Genomic DNA, 20,296 nt, shown 5'->3' on the forward strand with positions numbered 1-20,296 from the left:
GAAAATAACATTAAAAGCCGTCACTTACATCTGCCAAATGTAAATAACGGCTCTCAAATGCTGTTTTTATCTATTCTGTCTTACCGCTCTTCTCATCGTAGGTATCAAGAAAGCTGTGTCTCACGCCTCCCTGCTTGTACTCTATAAGGGTATCGATATTGACATTCTCCACACTCTTGAATATGTTGCCCTCCACAAACGGATTTGTCTTCTTGAGTGTCGCTATAAGCTGCTTGATCTCCTGACGCTTGGACTTCGTCTCCTCATTGTTACATGTTGTGCATGTGTCAGTGAACTTACATGCGCACTGTATGAAATGAAGCTCGTTGTAATCTCTCCACGCCTTGATGTCGTCCTCTCTCACCATATAGAGAGGTCTGATTAGTTCCATTCCCTCAAAATTGGTGCTGTGGAGCTTCGGCATCATGGTCTGCATCTGCGCTCCATAGAGCATACCCATGAGTATGGTCTCTATGACATCATCGTAGTGGTGTCCAAGAGCTATCTTGTTACAGCCAAGCTCCTTCGCATAGCTGTACAGATGGCCTCGTCTCATTCTTGCACAGAGATAACACGGCGACTTCTCTACGTTATACACTGAATCAAATATATCAGACTCAAATATCTGGATAGGGATGTTCAGCATCCTGGCATTATCCTCTATGACCTTGCGGTTTGCCGGGCTGTAACCCGGATCCATAACTATGAACTTGAGTTCAAATGGGAACTTGTTGTGCCTTTTCAGCTCCTGAAAACACTTTGCCATGAGGAAGGAATCCTTGCCGCCCGATATACATACGGCTATCCTGTCGCCCTCCTTCACCAGCTCATATCTGTTGATGGCCTTTGTGAAGTTGCACCATATCTTCTTGTGGAACTTCTTGCGGAGGCTCTTCTCAACATCGGCACATATATCAGTCTGTTCCTGCTTGCCCATGGTGTAGAGCAGCCATGATATATATCCGCCTTTGAGGCTCACCGCATCGTATCCCAGCTCTGTAAGTCTCTCCGCCAGCGGAATGCTGTTGGTTCCGTGGGTGCAGCAGATGATGAGTTTCTTTCCCTTTGAGTTGTCCCCGGGCATATATTTCTCAACCGGGAATATCTCACTGGCTGTCTCCGCCAGATTCTCTGGCATCAGCCTGTCCGTCTGGACTGCCATCGCACCCGGGATGGCTCCGTGGGATATCTCAACTTCATCCCTGATGTCAACTATCAGATATGAATCCTTATCCAGTTCCTGTATCTCTTCTATTGTGATTTCATTTGAAGTTTCTTTTGAGTTTTCTAATGCCATATCCCTGTCACCATTTTTCTTAGTATTACAAATAAGCTATTTTTATATATGCTACTGTCTGCTGCATATGGCATCGCCGTCATCCGCAGCTTACTCCTTGCCATCCCAGCAGTATGTACAGAGCTTGCACTTCTCAACTCCGCACGCCTCAAGCATATCGTCAAGTCTGTTGAATCTGAGTGATGTGAAATGCAGCTCCTTGCAGATCTCATCAACCATCTTCTCATACTTCTCTGAATCAGGATCTGTGTACTCCTGAAGTACCTCATCTGTCACATTTCCGTTCTCAAGTCTCTCGATAACTCTTCTTGTTATAAGATCCATCTCTGATGATGATCTTGAGAAGTTAAGGTATTTACATCCGTATACAAGTGGTGGACATGCAGGTCTGATGTGCACTTCCTTGGCACCGCTGTCAAACAGATACTCGGTTGTCTCTCTGAGCTGTGTTCCACGCACGATGGAATCGTCTATGAGCAGAAGGCTCTTATCCTTTATAAGATCCTCAACTGCCAGAAGCTTCATCTTGGCTATGAGATTACGCTGGCTCTGTATGGTCGGCATAAATGAACGTGGCCATGTCGGTGTGTACTTGATAAATGGTCTTGAGAAAGGTATTCCAGACTCATTTGCATAGCCGACTGCATGCGCTGTTCCTGAATCCGGAACTCCGGCTACGATATCAGGCTTAACGTTATCTCTCTTTGCCATGCTGGCTCCGCAGTTGTATCTCATCTGCTCTACGCTCATACCCTCGTATGAACTTGCAGGGTAACCATAGTATACCCACAGGAATGTACATATCTTCATGTCCTTGCCCGGCTGCACAAGCGTCACGCAGTTGGACGGTGTGAGTACGACAACCTCACCAGGGCCGAGTTCTTTATAGTCATGATAGCCAAGGTTCTTGTAGGCAAAGTTCTCAAATGACGCACAGAATGCACCATCCTTCTTGCCTATGACCACAGGAGTTCTTCCATGCATATCCCTGGCTGCATATATTCCATTCTGGTTCATGAGCAGGAGTGACAGAGAACCGTCTATCTTCTCCAGCGCATATCTTATTCCATCTATCAGATTATCCTTCTGGTTGATAAGGGCTGCCACCAGCTCTGTGCTGTTGATATCCCCTCCGCTCATCTCAAGGAAATGTGAATGTCCCTGATCAAATATCTCCTTGGATATCTCGTCAACATTGTTGATCTTGCTGACAGTTGTCAGAGCATATGTTCCGTGATGTGAACGCACTATGAGTGGCTGTGGCTCATAATCGGATATACATCCTATTCCAAAATAGCCCTTCATGTTCTGCATATCTTTGTCGAACTTTGTTCTAAATGGAGCATTCTCGATATTGTGTATGGATCTGTCAAATCCCTTATCTCCATACACTGTCATGCCTCCGCGCCTTGTTCCAAGATGTGAATGATAGTCTATTCCAAAGAACAGATCAAACACACAATCATCTTTTGCCGCTACGCCAAAAAATCCACCCATTGTTTTCCTCCTGAAGTGATAAAAATTTGTCATTTTCGCAAACATATCTATATTAGCATAGTATCGGCGGTGATTACAATACCTTCATCGCCAACTTCACTATCCCCGCAATGAAGATCAGCACAGCCAGTCCGAAAAAGCAAACCTCCATCTCTCTGTACACCTTGTTTGACTTCTTCTCATAGGCCGTTCTCTTTTCCCTAGAGTATAAAAGTTTATACTCGCTACCGATAGAATGTTTCTTTCTGTTTATCTCCTGATTTACCATATAAGAATCCGGCTCACCGCTGTATGGATCAATGTACCCCACCGTGGGATGTGCATAACCCGGAATGTTGGTTCTGCCGGTCAGGGTATCGTATCCTATGATCTTTCCGGTTATTTCCTACATTTAACACATTCTCACTGTATATAAACCTTCTATCATTTAACCAACTACTGAAAAAGATCTGTATTCATACCAAAGACATCAATAACTTTCAAAATATCGGAAAGTTCATCCCTAAATTTCTGACGATACTCCTCCATGTCACCATTATCCCTGCCATTGTTACTAAGTTCAAATAAATCTCTGTCATTCTTTATCGCTACTGCCACCATATTGCCAGCGATCTGTATCTCCATAAGTCCTTCAAGTCCCATAAGTTCCTGCATAAGCTGTGGTGTCAATACCCTCAAAGCAAGCTGGCTGTCAGAGGCAAATATATCGAACCTGTTATCAAATAACGCGTTGCCCGTCATAAAACTGTTACGTGAATTCTCAGAATCCAATACTCTTGATAATATGCCACTTTTCTTTTCGTTTTTCATTCTTGGACTAATTCTCTCCTGGATATGTACAAAACCATTAACATTCTTGTGGGAAGTAGCCGTTATGAGCTGACCTTTAAAATTAACAACATTATCGCCAGGGAACTCGCCGTCCGGTGAACCCTTTGTTTCTGTTCTGAGTGTGAGATCACTGAATGTAAATTCCACTCCCCTGTATATTCCATGTATAAAGTCAGAACCATCCATATTATTAAATGAAGGAAGAATCGGACAATTATGTAAAAATGCCTCATTTGTATATCCATTTGGCATGTATTCAATCACCTGCAAGCGCTCTCCAAGGACACTCCGTACAACATACTGTCCCATGAGTTCCTTGAGGTCTTTAAGTTTATTTGTCTCCATATATGAGAACAGGAAAAATCCGCCTACAAACAAAGCCGGAATCAGCAGCCAAGCAGAGTCTAATTCACAACCATTTCTTGATGCCACCATAAATGCAACAAATGACGCAAATATTCCTATAAAAGAAACAATCTTAAGCACCTTAAGCACTTTACATATTTTTCGTTTTTCTGATATTTCCGATTCTATATTCTGATCCATCTTCTCATCTCCAAACTGTGATAAATACTCTATACAAATCTCAGAGCCTTGCCCAAACTTTTATCTCATAAAAAATTCGCCCTATACTGATATATAATATACCAGTATAAGGCGAATTCAAACTTAATTAAAAAGATTTTCCCTGAATCCTAGCCGATGCTCTTAACGCTTTCACCCTCTATCAGGGAATATGGCACTATCTCATGTTCACCAGCCGCTGCATAATTTATATGCTTGAGCATGATGTCAACACTCCTTGATGCCATGATCTCTGTATTCTGCTTTATTGTTGTAAGTCTTGGTACACAGTATCCTGCCATCTCTATTCCATCAAATCCTGTAACTGACAGCTCTTTCGGAATATGTTTGTCCATATCAGCAGCCGCCCGCATGGCGCCGATCGCTATCATATCACTGAGAGCCATGACTGCTGTAACCTCCGGGTGATCCTTCAATAGACGTTTTGTAGCCTCATACCCCGCCTTCATAGAATATCTGCACGGAATATATGTAAACTCCGCCCTGTCATCATGCTGCCACTCGTCTATAGCCCGCTTGCAGCCTTCATATCTATTGAAACTTATCTGTTTCTCGGACACCTGCCCTCCGATGACTCCTATGTGCCTGTGGCCTTTTTCAAGAAGATACCTTGTCATATCGTATGTCGCTGCCGTGTCATCTATCGTTATGGAGGATATGTTGTCATTTGCAAGAATCTCTCCGCCAGTCGTGATTATGACTCCCGGAATCTCAAACTCTTTCACACGCTCATCAAAAAGTGCAAGATTGGCACCCAAAAACATGATTCCCTTTGGATTCACACTCCGGATCAGTTTGATGGCATATTCTATCTCATCACCATCCTCGTCTATGTACTCCACTATGACGTCTTCATCATATCCCGCAAGCTGGCTCTGTATACGCTCTACTATATCCGCAAACAGCATGTTCTGATTTCCTTTTATGATGACTACAACCGCCGATTTCGATGACATCTTGAGGTGTCTAGCGTTGACGTTCGGCTCAAAGCCGTTTTCCTCTACAACCCTGAGTATCTTCTCCCGGGCAGCATCACTGACTCCTGTCTGATTGTTTATCACTCTGGACACGGTTCCGATACCATAACCTGATATACGTGCAATATCCTTTATTGTCATAAGCTGTATCCCACTTTTCTCTTTTATTCCCAATAATTATATTATCCTGTTATGTGGAGATCAAGAAAATACTCAACTTATCATTCCCGATATTTATTTTTTAAGAGTACTTTTTCACATCTTGCTTCTCCCGGTCATCAGTGTAAGTCTGCCAATCTCCTCAGCAAGGTCATCATCCATATCATCGGATATCGTGCGCCACCTCCAGTTATCGCCAACTGTAGATGGCTTATTCATCCTCGATTTATTGTCGAGCCCCAAATAATCCTGCATCGGTATAATACAGAGATCTGCAATACTTCTCATAGCAAGCGTGATAAATGGAACGTTGATCAGACGGTCCGGTGTATAATGAGCTGCCATATAATCCCGCGCCATATCTCTGGCTCTCTGATCTATACTGCTCCACCAGCCAATAAGGGTCTCATTGTCATGGGTTCCCGTATATACAACACAATTTCGTATATAATTATGTGTAAGATAGTCAGATGCCGCCCCGGTGTCTCTCACATCAAAGGCAAACTCCACAACCTTCATTCCCGGAAATCCGGAATCATGAACAAGTTTTCTGACCGAATCAGTCACAAAACCAAGATCCTCGGCAATGACATCTCTCTTACCCAGTGCTTTTTCTATATTCCTAAACAGATCCATCCCAGGACCCTTTTTCCACTTGCCATTCACAGCTGTTTCCTCCCCATATGGAATGGCATAATATTCATCAAAGCCTCTGAAATGGTCAATCCGGACTACATCATAAAGCTTATAGCTGTGTCTCATTCTGGCTATCCACCAGCTGTAACCGGTCTGCCTATTCAGCTCCCAGTCATATATTGGATTGCCCCACAGCTGTCCGGTCTCCGAAAATCCATCAGGCGGACATCCGGCAACCTCATATGGACATCTGTCCTCATCCAGCCTGAAAAGCTCCGGGTGTGCCCACACATCTGCGCTGTCCATGGCTACATAGATTGGGATATCTCCTATGATCCTTATATGGTTCTTGTTGGCATAGCTCTTTAGTGCATTCCATTGAGTATAGAACAAATACTGCATGTACTGCTGAAAATGTATCTCCTCCGCAAGCTCAACCTGCATTTTCTGCACTGCATCAGGCTGCCTGTTTCTTATATCCTGTGGCCACTCTGTCCACGGAATTCCACCAAGCGAATCCTTTACAGCCATAAATAGTGAATAATCATATATCCACTCTTTGTTCTCGTCCATGAACAAAGAAAACTCCATGCTGTCAGTCATTTTCCATCTCTCATATGATTTTCTCAGGATTGGATATCTTCCTTCATATATTGTTCTATAATCCACATACCTGCCATCGTCGCCCCAGTCTCTCTCTCTGCACTCGCGGTCTGTGAGCAGTCCCTGATCCACAAGTGTATCAAGATCTATAAAATATGGATTTCCCGCAAATGTCGAAAACGATTGATACGGTGAATCCCCATATCCCGTAGGTCCCATAGGAAGTATCTGCCAATAACTCTGATGTGCAGCTCTGAGCCAGTCGACAAAACGATATGCCTCTTTCGAGAAACTTCCAATTCCATACTTTGACGGGAGGCTTGATATAGCAAGCAGTATTCCTGCTGATCTTTCCATCTGAAATCTCTCCTTTTAACCAATTTCAGGCGGCTGAGAATCTCACAACCGCCTGTTTTTTTACACTTAATAGTATTTTATCTTACTATCCCTTTACAGCACCGGCTGCAACACCCTTGATGATGTACTTCTGTGCACAGAGGTAGAATACAACAACTGGAATGATCGCCATAACAAGACACGCCATGATCGCTCCCATATCTACTCTTCCGTAGCTGCCCTTCATATACTGAACAACTATAGATATCGTCTTGTATTTCTTGATGTCGAGTACCAGATATGGCAGAAGGAAATCATTCCATATCCACATAGCCTCAAGTATTCCTACAGATATGTAAGTAGGTTTCATGATAGGGATAACAACCCTGAAAAATGTATTGAGCGGCGTACATCCATCTATCATCGCAGCCTCCTCGACCTCCAAAGGAATGGACTTGATAAATCCGCAGAACATGAATACTGCAAGACCTGTTCCAAATCCAAGATACACGATCACGATTCCCCATGGAGTAGTAAGGTGAAGTGCATCCGCAGTTCCAGCCAAAGTAAACATAACCATCTGGAAAGGTATTACCATAGAGAACACGCAGAGCAGATATATGATCTTTGTCACCATATTCTTGACTCTGGTTATATACCAGGCTGTCATAGAGCAGAACAGTAGAATTGCTGCTACTGAGAGAACCGTTATCACAACTGTCCAGCCCACTGCCTTTATGAAATCATACTGTGTTATAGCCGTTTTATAATTGTCCAGGCCTATGTAGCTGTGCTCATTTGGCAGTTCAAATGTCTCCAGACTGATAAACGTCTTGGCTTTCAGAGAGTTTATAATTACGATTATTATCGGTGAAACAAATATTATGGAAATAATGGTAAAGAATAAAGTAGCCAGAATTCCCATAGCCGTCGGTTTTCCTTTCACTCTGTATACCGGTTTTTTATCCGCTGTATTTGCCGTTTTCTGTATCTTTGCCATTACTGCTGCACCTCCTTTGATCTTGTAAGCCTAAGCTGTATGAGTCCTATCGCTACTACCAGTATAAAGAATATGACTGCCTTGGCCTGACCTACTCCCTCATATCCTACTCTTCCATAAAACGTCTCATATATATTGAGCGCAAGCATCTCTGTCTTATGAAGAGGCTCGCCTCCTGTGAGTGCCAGGTTCTGGTCAAACAGTTTGAACGAGTTGGTTATTGTGAGGAATGTACATATAGTTATGGATGGCATCATGTTCGGGATCGTAACTCTGAAAAGTCTCTGTGTTCTATTTGCGCCATCAATCATGGCCGCTTCCTGAATGTCTTCAGGTATTGCCTGAAGTCCTGCAATATAAACGATCATCATATATCCTATCTGCTGCCAGCACACAAGTATAACCAGTCCCCAGAAACCGAGGACTTCATTGAGTTTCAGGGCTGTGTCAAACTTTGAGAATATGGCATCAAATATAAGCTGCCATACATATCCAAGTACGATACCACCTATAAGATTCGGCATAAAGAATATCGTTCTGAATATATTAGTTCCTTTGATTTTCTGTGTAAGTGCCAGTGCCACAAGAAATGCAAGAACATTTATAAGCACAAGTGTGACAATCGCAAATAATGTTGTAAACTTAAATGCATCCGGGAATGTTGCGTCCTTGAATGCGTCTATATAATTCTGTAATCCTACAAATTCAGCGTCCCTTATGGTCGTGAACTTACAGAAGGACAGATATATTCCCTCGGCAAATGGCACGATAAATCCTATAACAAACGCAGCCATTGTCGGTATCAGAAACACCGGCCAATATCTTTTTATCGTTTTCTCCATAATTTTTTTGATAACCTCCACTCTGTTGCATATCAATTTTCTTTCCAATATCTTTTGAGTCTAAAAATGGATATGTAGACATATTTGCATATGAATACATATCCATCTCTAGTCTGGCACCTCCGGGTATGAGCTGCCTTTGCAAAGCTGTTAGCCTTCCTGGTGTCCTGCAGCTTGCAGGACTTTATTCATATTTTAAGTTGGGTTTATTTTGTGATGTTTTTTTATTTTGGGGTTGTGTACTATTGTTTATTTGTTAATATGTTTTATTTTGACTTTGCTGCAGCAGCCTCTTTAGCCCATCCGTCTACAAATGCGCTCTTTACAAGATCCCAGTTGGCATCTGTCTGATCTGCCGCATATGTTGTAAGTGCTGATCCGAGGTCGTTCTTCCACTGCTCTGATGGCATTGTTGTGAAGTTCCAGCTTACAGGTGTCTTGCCCTCTGCTACATACTCATTTGCAATGTTTACAAGAAGGTTTGTTGACTCAATGTTCTTCTTGAATGGTGTTACAAATCCCATTCCATCAGCTCCTGATGGCATAGCACCCTCTGAACCACAGATTGCCTTAAGTGCGACATCATCTGTAGCACACCACTCCATGAAGTCAAGAGTTGCCTGGATATCTTCCTCTGAAGCCTTAGCATTTACACACCAGTAATTCTCACTTCCTGTACAGAGTCCCTGATTCTCCTCACCATCTACTCCGATATAGATAGGGAGCATTCCGAGGTTGTCATCGCCAAGTGATGATACATCTGAGTATGCCCATGTACCATTCTGATAAAATACTGCCTGTCCTGAAACAAACTCTGCAACCGCATCATCACCAGTCTTTGTGCTGAGCTGCTTTGGATCGGTTGTTGAGTTGTTGATGTACAGATCCCATACATTTCTGTAATTATCAAGATATGTACCCTTGATCGCATCTGTAGTATCGATTCCATCAGCCTTGTATTCATAGTAGATTGGAAGATTTGCAAGATGTGTCTTGAATCTCCAATCTGATGATCCGTCCATTCCAGCTGATGTAAATGCTGAGAATCCTAATTTGTCTGAGTTAGCTGTTATATCCTCTGCCACCTTCTTGAGGTCTGCAAATGATTTGATATCATCCTCTGTGTATCCAGCTTTGCTTAAAAGCTCTTTGTTGTAAATGATTCCGTATGACTCTATAACATATCCGATTCCTGCGACCTTATCGCCATCCTTAAGTGCAAAGTCCTCAGATGTGAGTTCTTTATACACCTGTGATGATCCAAGATCATAACAATAGTCCTTCCAAGAAGCAAGACCAACCGGTCCATTTACCTGGAACAGGGTAGGTGATTCTGACTTACCCATCTCACTCTTAAGAGTAGTCTCATACTGACCAGAAGCTGCTGTAACTACCGTAACATCAACGCCTGTCTCTTCTGTGTACACCTTAGCAAGCTCCTGCCACTGTGCATCCTGCTCCGGCTTGAAGTTCAGATAATATACAGAGCCCTTTGCATCTGCCTTCTTTCCTGCTCCATCTGAATCTCCTGAGCCACATCCTGTCAACATGGTACCTGCCATCATAAGTGACAGTCCAAGTGCTGCAATACCTTTCTTGTTCATATTGGTTCCTCCCATAAAATAATAAAAATTTTTCCTTCAGGCATCTCCTATACGAGATACTTAATGGTTACTTTGTTTTTTCGGAAACGTTTCTGGAATCGTTTCCATCTGATGTATATTATATTAGTTGTTTATGTACAAAAAGTCAATACTAATTTCAATTTTTTTATCACTTTTTGCATTTTCTATATGTGGCTCTCCCTCCAGACTACATAAAAATGTATAATTTTTGTCATATTCTAACCTTTTTGAATACTATAAATAGAACAACTATTAAATCTGAAAGGGCTATCCTATGAAATGCTACAATAATTGTTCTCCGAACAGACCTGACTGTCATGACAACATATGCACTATAGATATCCGGGAGAAAGCTTTACAGAACCACAATTATCGCGAAACCGTATGGACCGGCTGTTTCATGCAGATGACCGTCATGTGTATACCTGCCTGCTCCGATGTAGGTTTGGAAATTCATGAAAATACCGATCAGATCATCAGGATCGAACAGGGACAGTGTTCAGTCAGGATGGGCTGCTGCCCGAACGAACTGTGCTTCCGTCAGAATCTTTGTGCAGGAGAATGCGTATGTATACCAGCCGGCACATGGCACAACATCATCAACATCGGCAATAATCCACTAAAGCTCTCATCCATCTATGCCCCACCACATCATCCCAGGGGGGAGACGCAGGCCACCAAAGCCACGGCTATGGGAATGGATTGCTGATATGTTTTCATGTGACATGAAGTAGAACGCATTGCCGGATTTATTGTCCCATTGTTTTTAGCATGCTTCTGTCCTCCATCAAAAAAGACACCAAATTCTGCCTGCCCGTCTGATATTGGGCAAGCGGCATTTAGTGTCTTTGCTGTTTCTGTATTAATTTTTCATACACATGCCATAATACATTGCCATGACCAAGTTATTTTTAATCTCGGTCAGTCGACATAGATATATTTATAGTAAATACCTCGCCGGCAACCTCCGCGCTCACCTCATGTCCCAGCTTGTCTGCAAGGCACCTTACTATGTAAAGTCCCAGCCCTGCGCCCTCCTTCTGTCTGGACTTTCCACGGCAGAACGCATCGAATATCATATCCACATCTATCTCATCGTCCGAATCTATGTCAGAGTGCCGCCACGTCCACGTCTACAGTCTCTATCGCATCGTCCAAGAACGGATTCCACCCTGACAAGCAGCTCATCCAGATCAAACGGCTTTGTGATATAGTCATCAACTCCATAAAAAAATCCCGAAATATCGATTCCTGTCGATACACCGGGATCTTATACATCTTTTATGAATATGATGAAAGGAACTGTTTTGTCCTCTCCATCTTCGGATTGTCAAATACCTGATCAGGTCTTCCCTGCTCAAGTATATATCCATCGTCCATGAATATGACCTGACTTGCAACATCCTTTGCAAATGCCATCTCATGGGTAACAATTATCATGGTCGTCTTTTTGTCCGCAAGGTTTCTGAGAACCTTAAGTACCTCTCCTGTGAGCTCCGGATCAAGAGCCGATGTAGGTTCATCGAAACACAGGATGTCCGGCTGCAACGCAAGCGCCCTTGCTATAGCAACTCGCTGGCACTGTCCGCCTGAAAGCTGGTGAGGATAGTTGTTCATTCTGTCCTCAAGTCCCATCTGGCGTAGAAGTTCCTCTGCCTGAACTCTTATCTCATCGAGTATATTCTTCTTATTTACTTTGAAATCCGGTCTCTCCTTTGCAAGAAGCTCTCTTGCAAGCATTACGTTCTGAAGCGCAGTGTACTGTGGAAAGAGATTAAATGACTGGAACACAAGTCCAAAATGCAGTCTCTTCTTGCGCACCTCCGACTCCTTGAGTGTCTCCGGCTTGTCAGTGTCAAGCAGGATCTCATCATTTACACGGATAACTCCATTGTCCGGCATCTCCAGAAAGTTCAGACAGCGAAGAAGTGTTGTCTTTCCACTTCCTGATGATCCTATGATAGAAAGGACCTCGCCCTGCTCCAGAGAAAAGCTTATATCCTTGAGCACATCTGTCTTGCCAAACTTCTTTTTTATATGTTCAACCTCTAATATAGCCATTTGCGGCTCCTCCTATTTAATATGTATCGCCCCTCTGCTCCGCAGCGGGGCAGGTTGTCAGAGCCGATTCCGAGTATGAACTGCGTTCATTGCGGCTCCTCCTATCTAAAAAAATCAAGTTTCTTCTCTAATTTGCCAAGTAAAACTGTGAGTACGCCATTCCATATCAGATAGTAGAATGCGCAGAAGAAGAGTGGCCATATCGCACCAGAGATTCCCTGTGAACCCTTCATGAATGCCTGTCCTGCCCAGATTATCTCCTGAAGTGCGATGATACGGGCAAGGGACGTATCCTTGACCAGAGTTATGATCTCGTTGGACATCGCCGGAACTATCTTCTTTATCATCTGCAAAAGCTTGACCTTGAAGAATATCTGCTTTGGAGTCATGCCAAGCACAAGTCCGGCCTCCTCCTGTCCTACAGGAATACCCTGAATACCTCCACGGTAAATCTCTGAGAAATAGCAGGCATAGTTCACTATGAATGACACCGATGCCGCAACAAATCTTCCGCCTTCGCCGCCGCCCCATACCGGGTTGTGGAATACAAGTCCCGGGAAATAATATATGATGAGCAGCTGTATCATAAGTGGTGTACCTCTCACTATCCATACGATGAACTTCATAAGATAGCTGAGTGGTTTAAACTTTGACATGGAACCGAGTGCTATAAGAAGTCCAAGCGGAAATGCACCAAGCAATGTCACGAAGAACAATTTTAATGTCTGTATAAATCCTGTATTAAGAGCTCCAAGTACGACCGGGAGCTGTTCAAAAAACAAATCCATAATAATTTTTCTCTCTAAGTGATGGTAAAAATACTAATTACATCTTATCTATTACTTTGCAAGTGCAGCCTGTACCTTATATGTCTCAGCACACTTCTCCATTGAGCCGTCAGCCTTACTGTCTGCAAAGAACTTGTTGAGCTCAGCTACAAGATCTGAGTCTTTTCTGAAACCAACGCCATACTCCTCACTGTTAAGACCTACGGTATATGTGAGCTTGTCATAACCTGTTCCCTCGCCAACCATAGCTGCTGCCATGAGTGAATCAATGATCGCTGCATCCGATGTTCCAGCTGCAACCTCCATGAGTGCATCTGCCTGTGCCTTTACCGCTGTATAGTTGAGACCAAGCGCCTTGGCCTGATCCTCGCCTGCGCTTCCTGCCTCTACAGCAAATGTAAGCTCCTTGATGCTGTCTACTGTCTGATACTTGTCTGCCTTATCATTTGGCACGATAACTACCTGAGCATTGTTGCAGTATGCATCTGAACATGCCATTGAGCTTGTAACCTCATCTGTAAGTGTCATACCATTCCATACACAGTCGATGGTCTTGCCGTCAAGCTCCATGATCTTGTTATCCCAGTCTATCTCTACGAACTCTGCCTTTACGCCAAGGCTCTCTGCAAATGCTGATGCCATATCTGCGTCAAATCCGATCCAGTTGCCTGACTCATCCTTGTAATCCATCGGTGCGAAGTCTGTAACGCCGACAACGAGAGTTCCCTTATCCTTTACATACTCCAGATCACTCTTTGACTCACTCTTAGATCCGTTATCAGATCCGCCACATCCAACCAGTGAAAGTCCCATTGCTGCCACTAAGAGCAGTGATAATAACTTTTTCATACTTCTTTCCTCCTGAAATATCCTTAAATATACTTGGCAGATGCATGAAACACACTACACCGGGCATCTGCATGATATATAAGCCCTATTAGGGCATAACACGGTAACATAGTAACAGTTTATCATGGTAAAGTCAAACCTAAGATTGAGGAAATGCCTGTAAATGTATTATGTATTATGTAATAATAATAACCACAGAAGGTCTTACTATTCTGTGGTCAGGATGCTCACCATCTGGAATTATTTTACATATGCTCTATCAATATGTATCACACAATAGTAATTTTTATTGTACTCACTAACTTTTTCCTTGATATAGGATATTATCTGTTCTTCTGACATTTGATATCCATGTGGCAAAACCACATCAAAAATCAGATTGGAATGTGTTGAACCCTTTACCATTCTAAAGTCGTGAAACTGAACATTTTCATTTTTTCTGCTATCCTTATTAAGTGATTCTATAATTTCAGTGATCCGCGCTTTCGCAGCATTTGTCTCCTCATCGTCATCTACTATCGGATCCATGTGAATGACAGGCTCACAATTTAATTTTTTTCTGAGAGAGAATTCTATCTGATCGATCAGATCATGCAGTTCAAGAATATCTTCCTTATAAGGAACTTCTGCGTGCAGACTAACCATAAGTCTGCCAGGTCCATAATCATGGACCACAAGATCATGAATACCAAGGATCCTTTTATCACACCTCACGATCTTCTCGATCTCGTCCACAAGCTCTGGTTCCGGTGCCTGACCAAGCAAGGGGCTGACCGTATCCTTCATTGCAGTGATGCCAGCTATGAGTATCATTACGCCCACCAATAACCCGCAATATCCATCTATAGGTATTTTCCAGAAATGAGCAGCAAGTGCAGATGCAAGAACAACCATTGTGGAAAATGTATCAGATAAACTGTCTTTCGCCGTCGCTATCATGGTCGCACTCTCTATCTTTCTGCCTATACTCCTGTTGTAGAAATACATATATATCTTTACTCCAATTGAAACAACGAGTATAACGGCAACTAGACTGCTGAATTTTGGAAGTTCCGGATGTAGGATCTTTCCGATTGAATCTTTAATAAGCTCGTAGGCCATCAATATGATCATGACTGCTACAAATAAGCCCGATATATACTCTATTCTTCCATGTCCAAACGGATGATCCGGGTCCGGTTTTCTGCCAGATAACTTAAAGCCTATCATAGATATAAACGAGCTTCCTGCATCTGATAAATTGTTGAACGCATCCGCCGTGATCGAGATGGCACCCGAAAGTAATCCAGCGAAGAATTTTCCCAGAAACAATAATACATTCAAAAATATACCAACAGCTCCGCAAAGAACACCATATTTCTCCCTCACCTTGCTATCCTTATAATTATCTGATTTGATCCACAACTTCGACAATAATGTCACCATATCTTTTGTTCCTCCTAATCTGAATCTCAAAAGTTCTGAAAAAAAGAACCCACAAAAGCGTTGGACTTCTGCGGGTTCTTGATATATCTGAAATGATATATAATTATCTCTTTGTTAACGTTTTGAGAACGAGAAAAGCCCATAAATAGAGGATTTGTGTATGGCAGTGTTGCATATGTGTTGTATGCGGTTGGCTGCCCACACATTCCCAGAGCTACTCATTACTTTAGCAAAAAAGGACTACTACTATGAAAATACATTTTGCTTACTACAACCAATACAAGAATGGAATTGACATTGCTTTTGCTGATAATACACTTCTATTCTTATCCTGTGCTGAAGCTAAAAAGAATCTCCATACTACACCTAACTCACAAAGGCTTATTGATAACCTTGCAATTGATAATCCACTTATGTATGCTGCACTTGCTCTTGATTGCGAGTTGCAGGCTTGGGCTGATGCTATGGATGAGGATTGGAATGTGTAAAAAAGTTTATCCTCACTTATTTTTGAATATAGGATTATTGGCAAGTTCCAGTAATCCTTGTAATTTTTGCGGTTCCTTAATTATATCAGTCATCACACTAAACATTGCCGCATCACTTTGCTGTTTTTCGTTGCTTTCAAGAGCATTTTTGTGTTCAATCTGCATTATTTCAATTTTATGTTTATGCTCCTGCTCACATTTCTCAGTTTCAAGCTGATGTTTTTCTTTTAATGATTCAATATCAACCTCATGTTGCTTCATTAGCTTTTCTATCTCATGCTTATTGCTTTCTTGTAATGTTGCAATTTCTGCTTTAACTTTCTTATTTGCCGTCAAATAAGAAATTATTCCTGTAATAATAGCAGGTACGCATGAAACCAATAACGTATTTAATATTTCTTTCAATTCTTTTACTCCTCCCACTCTTTATCATTTATCTTATATAGGTTACTTTATTGTTGCTTCTATTCGGTTCTTCAATCGTAATGGAATATCATCTTCCTTTTCCCACATAATCGTATTGACCTGTGCTATATCAAAATGTAATTCAACACCTTTTTTACATAATTGAATTACGTTTTTCCCTAGTCCCATTGCATATCCTTCTTCAAAGTAGGCTCCATTATTTTTATGCGTTAAATCAGCTACAACAAATCGACTCTTACTAATTCTGTTTAATAACTCTGGTGTTATAAACCCATTGTGTTCAACTTCGTCAATAAATACTGCATGATATCCTGCATCAAAAACGCCTTTTCTAATTGCTTCTCTTAATTTACTAGTTTCATTCCCAAATCTCATTGCCACCAATACATCTTTTCCATCATCACTATTTTTTTGTAATTTATCTATTCTGTCATAACCCTTAGGAGTAATTGAAATCCCTCCGTAATAACTCTCTTCGCTTGAGACATCACCATTTACACAATTTATCCCTTGAATATATCCTATTTCATACAAATATGCCGTCATATATAATGCTTGATTTACTAATTCTTTATCATCTAATTTTTCCCCACTATCCGGATTAAATCTTCTTACAAACATACAACTTAAAAAAGATGGAACATCTAGCATTATGTCCTGACCAACAAAATCTGTCAATTCATTTAATTTAAGCAAAATCATATCTATTTTTTGAGAAAAACTTTTTGGAAACCACAATGAAATAATATCTTGATCCATATGAACCGGCATTCCAGCAATGTTATTACCATTTCTGAATTCTGTTGTATATGTATCACAACTTTCTCTTGATTTTGTAGAATAATACCTGTGTTCTACTCTGCCTTGCTTATTTCTAAACCCCTCATAAAATAAAAATGGTGCTAATTCATTATAATCTAATTCTTCATATGTACTATTCTCCATTGAATATTCATATTGTCCACAAACTGGACATTCGTAAAAAACCGAATTAGGATCATAGCATACTTTCTTTAATATTCTTCTTCTACCACATACAGGGCACTGTTCATCATCATTCATATTTCTCATCTCCTAATTATTTATACATCATCTTTTTCACATCAGTATCTTCAAATTTTGATTGAGCTTAACTCCCTCTTTTTTATTAGTTCATAACCAAACACACTTTGCAGTATAATACTGATACCCGATTAGCATGGAATTAATAGCATACACTATCTAACCAGTAGTATATCTATATAGAAAATTATTTGTGCGTCTTTTTCCAATATTCATAATTTCTTTTTAATCTTGCAATGTCATTTCCTTGTTCTTCTTGAACATCAAAATATCCATCTAACGAAGTATATGTCAACTCTCCTCTATACTTCTTATATCCAGCCCAATAATCTTCATATATGTCAATTCCTAACCCGGAAAATGGACCTTCTCCATTTACTAAATATTCCATTCTATTTGTTTTAAAAGAACCGATATTTTCTGTATTTCCACTTCCTGGCTTATCACCTGATATTTTATATTTTTCTTGTACAAATACCTCTACATCTTTGTATGGCACTGGCAACTTACCCAAATCCTTAATATCAAACATTTGACCTTCTGAAGCATTGTCATTTCTAGTATATACAAAACCAATTACATAATGCTTTGCATATTGGTCATATGGAAATGAAATATTTTTCTTCCCATCTCGCATATATGAAGCAAAAGAACCTAATGTAAACACATATCCCGATGGCTGTCCATTCTTCAAAAACTTTCTGTATGTAGTCTTTATATCAACAGCAATTTTTTCTGTATCCGCTTCACTTTTCATTAATGTAAAATCTGGATATACTGTTTGCTGTTGAGATGGATATAAAATCAGTCCATTCTCATCTGCTATTTCTTGTAAAATATTGTACGAAATCAACTCGAAAATTCGTCCAATAAGTTTTGAATCACTTCCAAGTGAAAACAGCTTTCCATCTGGAGATGCTAATGCACTGACTTCCCAATCAATATCTTTTTCTTCTAACTTCTTGTTAAATAACCTTATAAAGTCTAATCCCATTTCATTCCTCCTCGTATATTGCTAAGCATTTGCCACTTCATCCAAAAAAGACATCTGGATATATGACTCCTCATTTTTTTTCATTGCTGGAACATTTTGTGGATTATAATTCATTAAAAGCGCTTCCAACATCGAATTCCTATTAGATTCCTTTGCCCCAACATGATAAAAATGTTCTTGATTTACCTTCCAACATTCTTTCCAAACTGTGTCGATATACTCATTTTTTCTATACTTGTTTTTGTCCCATGTAGATAACATAAAATGAGCTCCGGAATCTACTAGCACATCATGTAATCTAACCTCGTGATTCTCATCCCAACTATCATAATAATCAACATGTCTTCCAATATATGGTGGATCACAATATATAAAAGATTGAGTATCAGCTTCGCTTATTGTCTGTTCAAAAGATTGGCACTTAAATTTCCAATCGACATCTGGAAATATATCTTCCAGTCGTTTAACCTGATTCACTATCTTTGTAACATATGCCTTTGCAAATCTCTTCGGTTTATGTCCATATGGAACATTGAATTGATAATTTCGATTAAATCGAATCATTCCATTAAAACAACTTCTATTCAAAAACAAAAAATCAAGTGGATTATGCTCTTCATTAAATCTATCTCTAATATAATAATAATGCTTTTCGTCTTTTTCTTCTAATTTCTTTCCCTCCTTCTCCAAAAATTCTCTAACATCATATGATGTGATTTTTCCACTCTGTATGGCATTATATAATGCTATAGTATGCGGATTTGTATCAGCAAAAACCGCGTGCTTAGGTGCTAAATTTAATCCAACAACACCAGACCCCATAAAAGGCTCAATCCAAGTAATATTATCATCTACCCACGCAACTTCTGAAATAAGAGGAACAATTTTTGTTTTTATTCCCTGTATCTTTATTGGTGGAACATATACTTTATCAATCATTTTATCATCCTTTCAGCATACACATATATCTTTAGATGATATATGCGTAAAATCATGTTCTATTCTTTTATTTTTGTATTTAGTCCTTAAATCAATATATTTCAATAACTCTGGTTTATCATCTAGAAACATATATGATATAGGCACTCTAAAGCCAGAAATATCTTTCTCCATCCTACGCATATCAATTGGTTCTATTTCTTGAAAAGAAAATATCGGCATAGCAACTTTATTTCTAGTAAGATAATCTTTTATCCTTTCAACTGCTTCTTCATCATAGCTGTATTTTTCAAGCCAATCTTCGATATTTTCAGGTTTTCCCAATTCAACAATCGCAACCAATTGTCTATATGGCAATCCAATATATATATATGCTTCCACTGGCTCTTTACAGAATCTTTTCCTATGCTCATATATTTTCTCCCCTGATTTTAACTGTTCATACCATTCGAAGCTAAAACTTAATATCATTTTTCTCATAGAGAATCCTCGCTATTTAAATTGCAAAATATCATCAGCAGAACAATCTAAGGTTCTACATATCTTTTCTATTGTCTCCATAGAAACATACTCATTATTACCCAATCGTGCTAATATATTACCACTTATCTTCGCAGCCTTTTGCAATTCAATTTTCTTCATATTTCTATTTTTTAATATATCCCATAGTTTGCTATATTCTACACTCATACAGTCCTCTCCATTTTATATAACAATCTTCATATAGGATATCACGATATCGGTATGTTTTCAACTTATATTTTCCTAACCGTCGATAATAATATATATTTCATCGACACTTAAATAGCTGTTTCCCATTCCCAATATTATTTACTATACACCTCCCACAATCTCTCCTGCTCCGCGCCAATCCTC

Annotated in this window: 22 protein-coding genes; 2 read left to right on the top strand and 20 right to left on the bottom strand. The window is 40.4% G+C overall.

Going from position 1 to position 20,296, the window contains the following annotated elements; translation table 11 throughout:
• Nucleotides 1–70: 70 nt before the first annotated feature.
• From ABUA31_RS12150 to ABUA31_RS12190, 9 genes are all read right to left on the bottom strand, one after another.
• Nucleotides 71–1,297 carry a PP-loop family protein gene (locus tag ABUA31_RS12150; protein ID WP_055146486.1) on the bottom strand — a complete coding sequence of 409 codons (1,227 nt, stop codon included), beginning with the start codon at nt 1,295–1,297 and terminating at the stop codon, nt 71–73.
• Nucleotides 1,298–1,387: 90 nt separating this feature from the next.
• Entirely contained in the window at nt 1,388–2,794 is a 1,407-nt protein-coding gene (locus ABUA31_RS12155; RefSeq protein WP_015533815.1) for an amidophosphoribosyltransferase, read from the bottom strand.
• 73 nt (nt 2,795–2,867) lie between these two features.
• Nucleotides 2,868–3,104 carry a hypothetical protein gene (locus tag ABUA31_RS12160; protein ID WP_349818932.1) on the bottom strand — a complete coding sequence of 79 codons (237 nt, stop codon included), beginning with the start codon at nt 3,102–3,104 and terminating at the stop codon, nt 2,868–2,870.
• A gap of 125 nt (nt 3,105–3,229) precedes the next feature.
• Nucleotides 3,230–4,171 (bottom strand): DUF3137 domain-containing protein, encoded by a 942-nt coding sequence (locus ABUA31_RS12165; RefSeq protein WP_349818933.1) that lies wholly within the window; start codon nt 4,169–4,171, stop codon nt 3,230–3,232.
• Nucleotides 4,172–4,320: 149 nt separating this feature from the next.
• A complete protein-coding gene (locus tag ABUA31_RS12170) occupies nt 4,321–5,328 on the bottom strand; it encodes a LacI family DNA-binding transcriptional regulator (protein ID WP_252203813.1) in 1,008 nt (335 codons plus the stop codon).
• A 114-nt stretch (nt 5,329–5,442) separates the two neighbouring features.
• Nucleotides 5,443–6,942, bottom strand: a complete 1,500-nt coding sequence (gene malQ, locus ABUA31_RS12175) for a 4-alpha-glucanotransferase (protein WP_215671537.1) — start codon at nt 6,940–6,942, stop codon at nt 5,443–5,445.
• Between the two features lie 85 nt (nt 6,943–7,027).
• Complete coding sequence (locus ABUA31_RS12180; RefSeq protein ID WP_082423632.1) at nt 7,028–7,921, bottom strand: carbohydrate ABC transporter permease; 894 nt, start codon at nt 7,919–7,921, stop codon at nt 7,028–7,030.
• Nucleotides 7,921–8,763, bottom strand: coding sequence for a carbohydrate ABC transporter permease (locus ABUA31_RS12185; protein ID WP_349818934.1), 843 nt, complete (start codon nt 8,761–8,763; stop codon nt 7,921–7,923). The genes ABUA31_RS12180 and ABUA31_RS12185 overlap by 1 nt, the downstream gene beginning before the upstream one ends.
• Nucleotides 8,764–9,029: 266 nt before the next feature.
• The gene (locus ABUA31_RS12190; RefSeq protein ID WP_022216659.1) at nt 9,030–10,367 is read right to left on the bottom strand and encodes an ABC transporter substrate-binding protein; all 1,338 of its coding nucleotides are present in this window, start codon (nt 10,365–10,367) and stop codon (nt 9,030–9,032) included.
• 295 nt (nt 10,368–10,662) lie between these two features.
• Between ABUA31_RS12190 and ABUA31_RS12195 the strand changes: the two genes are divergently transcribed.
• Nucleotides 10,663–11,097 (top strand): cupin domain-containing protein, encoded by a 435-nt coding sequence (locus ABUA31_RS12195; RefSeq protein WP_242859160.1) that lies wholly within the window; start codon nt 10,663–10,665, stop codon nt 11,095–11,097.
• Nucleotides 11,098–11,299: 202 nt separating this feature from the next.
• Here ABUA31_RS12195 and ABUA31_RS12200 read toward each other — a convergent pair whose 3' ends face one another.
• The 5 genes from ABUA31_RS12200 to ABUA31_RS12220 all read right to left on the bottom strand — a co-directional run bounded on the left by ABUA31_RS12200 (nt 11,300) and on the right by ABUA31_RS12220 (nt 15,511).
• Nucleotides 11,300–11,467: an ATP-binding protein gene (locus tag ABUA31_RS12200; protein ID WP_022216657.1), complete on the bottom strand. Its 168-nt coding sequence runs from the start codon at nt 11,465–11,467 to the stop codon at nt 11,300–11,302.
• Nucleotides 11,468–11,669: 202 nt separating this feature from the next.
• Entirely contained in the window at nt 11,670–12,449 is a 780-nt protein-coding gene (locus ABUA31_RS12205) for an amino acid ABC transporter ATP-binding protein (RefSeq protein WP_004850188.1), read from the bottom strand.
• A gap of 101 nt (nt 12,450–12,550) precedes the next feature.
• Nucleotides 12,551–13,237 (bottom strand): amino acid ABC transporter permease, encoded by a 687-nt coding sequence (locus ABUA31_RS12210; protein ID WP_004850185.1) that lies wholly within the window; start codon nt 13,235–13,237, stop codon nt 12,551–12,553.
• 51 nt (nt 13,238–13,288) lie between these two features.
• Nucleotides 13,289–14,086 (bottom strand): transporter substrate-binding domain-containing protein, encoded by a 798-nt coding sequence (locus ABUA31_RS12215; protein ID WP_015533807.1) that lies wholly within the window; start codon nt 14,084–14,086, stop codon nt 13,289–13,291.
• Nucleotides 14,087–14,326: 240 nt separating this feature from the next.
• Nucleotides 14,327–15,511: a cation diffusion facilitator family transporter gene (locus ABUA31_RS12220; protein WP_055146501.1), complete on the bottom strand. Its 1,185-nt coding sequence runs from the start codon at nt 15,509–15,511 to the stop codon at nt 14,327–14,329.
• Between the two features lie 248 nt (nt 15,512–15,759).
• Here ABUA31_RS12220 and ABUA31_RS12225 point away from each other — a divergent pair, with 248 nt between their 5' ends.
• Entirely contained in the window at nt 15,760–15,999 is a 240-nt protein-coding gene (locus ABUA31_RS12225) for a DUF6061 family protein (RefSeq protein WP_349093396.1), read from the top strand.
• 12 nt (nt 16,000–16,011) lie between these two features.
• On the opposite strand, the gene ABUA31_RS12230 is transcribed toward ABUA31_RS12225, so the two are convergent.
• From ABUA31_RS12230 to ABUA31_RS12255, 6 genes are all read right to left on the bottom strand, one after another.
• The gene (locus tag ABUA31_RS12230) at nt 16,012–16,404 is read right to left on the bottom strand and encodes a hypothetical protein (RefSeq protein WP_173794872.1); all 393 of its coding nucleotides are present in this window, start codon (nt 16,402–16,404) and stop codon (nt 16,012–16,014) included.
• Between the two features lie 42 nt (nt 16,405–16,446).
• Nucleotides 16,447–17,487, bottom strand: coding sequence for a hypothetical protein (locus ABUA31_RS12235; RefSeq protein WP_201859025.1), 1,041 nt, complete (start codon nt 17,485–17,487; stop codon nt 16,447–16,449).
• A 187-nt stretch (nt 17,488–17,674) separates the two neighbouring features.
• Nucleotides 17,675–18,481: a type II restriction endonuclease gene (locus tag ABUA31_RS12240; RefSeq protein ID WP_349093395.1), complete on the bottom strand. Its 807-nt coding sequence runs from the start codon at nt 18,479–18,481 to the stop codon at nt 17,675–17,677.
• A 21-nt stretch (nt 18,482–18,502) separates the two neighbouring features.
• Nucleotides 18,503–19,420 carry a DNA adenine methylase gene (locus tag ABUA31_RS12245; RefSeq protein ID WP_238051503.1) on the bottom strand — a complete coding sequence of 306 codons (918 nt, stop codon included), beginning with the start codon at nt 19,418–19,420 and terminating at the stop codon, nt 18,503–18,505.
• Between the two features lie 12 nt (nt 19,421–19,432).
• A complete protein-coding gene (locus ABUA31_RS12250; RefSeq protein WP_173794875.1) occupies nt 19,433–19,900 on the bottom strand; it encodes a hypothetical protein in 468 nt (155 codons plus the stop codon).
• Between the two features lie 12 nt (nt 19,901–19,912).
• The gene (locus tag ABUA31_RS12255) at nt 19,913–20,110 is read right to left on the bottom strand and encodes a helix-turn-helix domain-containing protein (protein ID WP_022015336.1); all 198 of its coding nucleotides are present in this window, start codon (nt 20,108–20,110) and stop codon (nt 19,913–19,915) included.
• Between the last annotated feature and the right edge of the window lie 186 nt (nt 20,111–20,296).

Origin of the sequence: Coprococcus sp. RTP31081st1_H1_RTP31081_211007 (assembly GCF_040227275.1) — a bacterium.
Taxonomy (GTDB): Bacteria; Bacillota; Clostridia; order Lachnospirales; family Lachnospiraceae; genus Coprococcus; species Coprococcus aceti.

Excerpts from the sequence above, each read along its gene's own strand:
- ABUA31_RS12155 (WP_015533815.1), bottom strand. The coding sequence starts at position 2,794 with ATGGGTGGATTTTTTGGCGTAGCGGCAAAAGATGATTGTGTGTTTGAT.
- ABUA31_RS12200 (WP_022216657.1), bottom strand. The coding sequence starts at position 11,467 with ATGATATTCGATGCGTTCTGCCGTGGAAAGTCCAGACAGAAGGAGGGC.
- ABUA31_RS12220 (WP_055146501.1), bottom strand. The coding sequence starts at position 15,511 with ATGGTGACATTATTGTCGAAGTTGTGGATCAAATCAGATAATTATAAG.
- ABUA31_RS12215 (WP_015533807.1), bottom strand. The coding sequence starts at position 14,086 with ATGAAAAAGTTATTATCACTGCTCTTAGTGGCAGCAATGGGACTTTCA.
- ABUA31_RS12190 (WP_022216659.1), bottom strand. The coding sequence starts at position 10,367 with ATGAACAAGAAAGGTATTGCAGCACTTGGACTGTCACTTATGATGGCA.
- ABUA31_RS12245 (WP_238051503.1), bottom strand. The coding sequence starts at position 19,420 with ATGATTGATAAAGTATATGTTCCACCAATAAAGATACAGGGAATAAAA.
- ABUA31_RS12255 (WP_022015336.1), bottom strand. The coding sequence starts at position 20,110 with ATGAGTGTAGAATATAGCAAACTATGGGATATATTAAAAAATAGAAAT.
- malQ (WP_215671537.1), bottom strand. The coding sequence starts at position 6,942 with ATGGAAAGATCAGCAGGAATACTGCTTGCTATATCAAGCCTCCCGTCA.
- ABUA31_RS12205 (WP_004850188.1), bottom strand. The coding sequence starts at position 12,449 with ATGGCTATATTAGAGGTTGAACATATAAAAAAGAAGTTTGGCAAGACA.
- ABUA31_RS12235 (WP_201859025.1), bottom strand. The coding sequence starts at position 17,487 with ATGAATGATGATGAACAGTGCCCTGTATGTGGTAGAAGAAGAATATTA.
- ABUA31_RS12165 (WP_349818933.1), bottom strand. The coding sequence starts at position 4,171 with ATGGATCAGAATATAGAATCGGAAATATCAGAAAAACGAAAAATATGT.
- ABUA31_RS12240 (WP_349093395.1), bottom strand. The coding sequence starts at position 18,481 with ATGGGATTAGACTTTATAAGGTTATTTAACAAGAAGTTAGAAGAAAAA.
- ABUA31_RS12185 (WP_349818934.1), bottom strand. The coding sequence starts at position 8,763 with ATGGAGAAAACGATAAAAAGATATTGGCCGGTGTTTCTGATACCGACA.
- ABUA31_RS12150 (WP_055146486.1), bottom strand. The coding sequence starts at position 1,297 with ATGGCATTAGAAAACTCAAAAGAAACTTCAAATGAAATCACAATAGAA.
- ABUA31_RS12170 (WP_252203813.1), bottom strand. The coding sequence starts at position 5,328 with ATGACAATAAAGGATATTGCACGTATATCAGGTTATGGTATCGGAACC.
- ABUA31_RS12180 (WP_082423632.1), bottom strand. The coding sequence starts at position 7,921 with ATGGCAAAGATACAGAAAACGGCAAATACAGCGGATAAAAAACCGGTA.
- ABUA31_RS12195 (WP_242859160.1), top strand. The coding sequence starts at position 10,663 with ATGAAATGCTACAATAATTGTTCTCCGAACAGACCTGACTGTCATGAC.
- ABUA31_RS12225 (WP_349093396.1), top strand. The coding sequence starts at position 15,760 with ATGAAAATACATTTTGCTTACTACAACCAATACAAGAATGGAATTGAC.
- ABUA31_RS12250 (WP_173794875.1), bottom strand. The coding sequence starts at position 19,900 with ATGAGAAAAATGATATTAAGTTTTAGCTTCGAATGGTATGAACAGTTA.
- ABUA31_RS12210 (WP_004850185.1), bottom strand. The coding sequence starts at position 13,237 with ATGGATTTGTTTTTTGAACAGCTCCCGGTCGTACTTGGAGCTCTTAAT.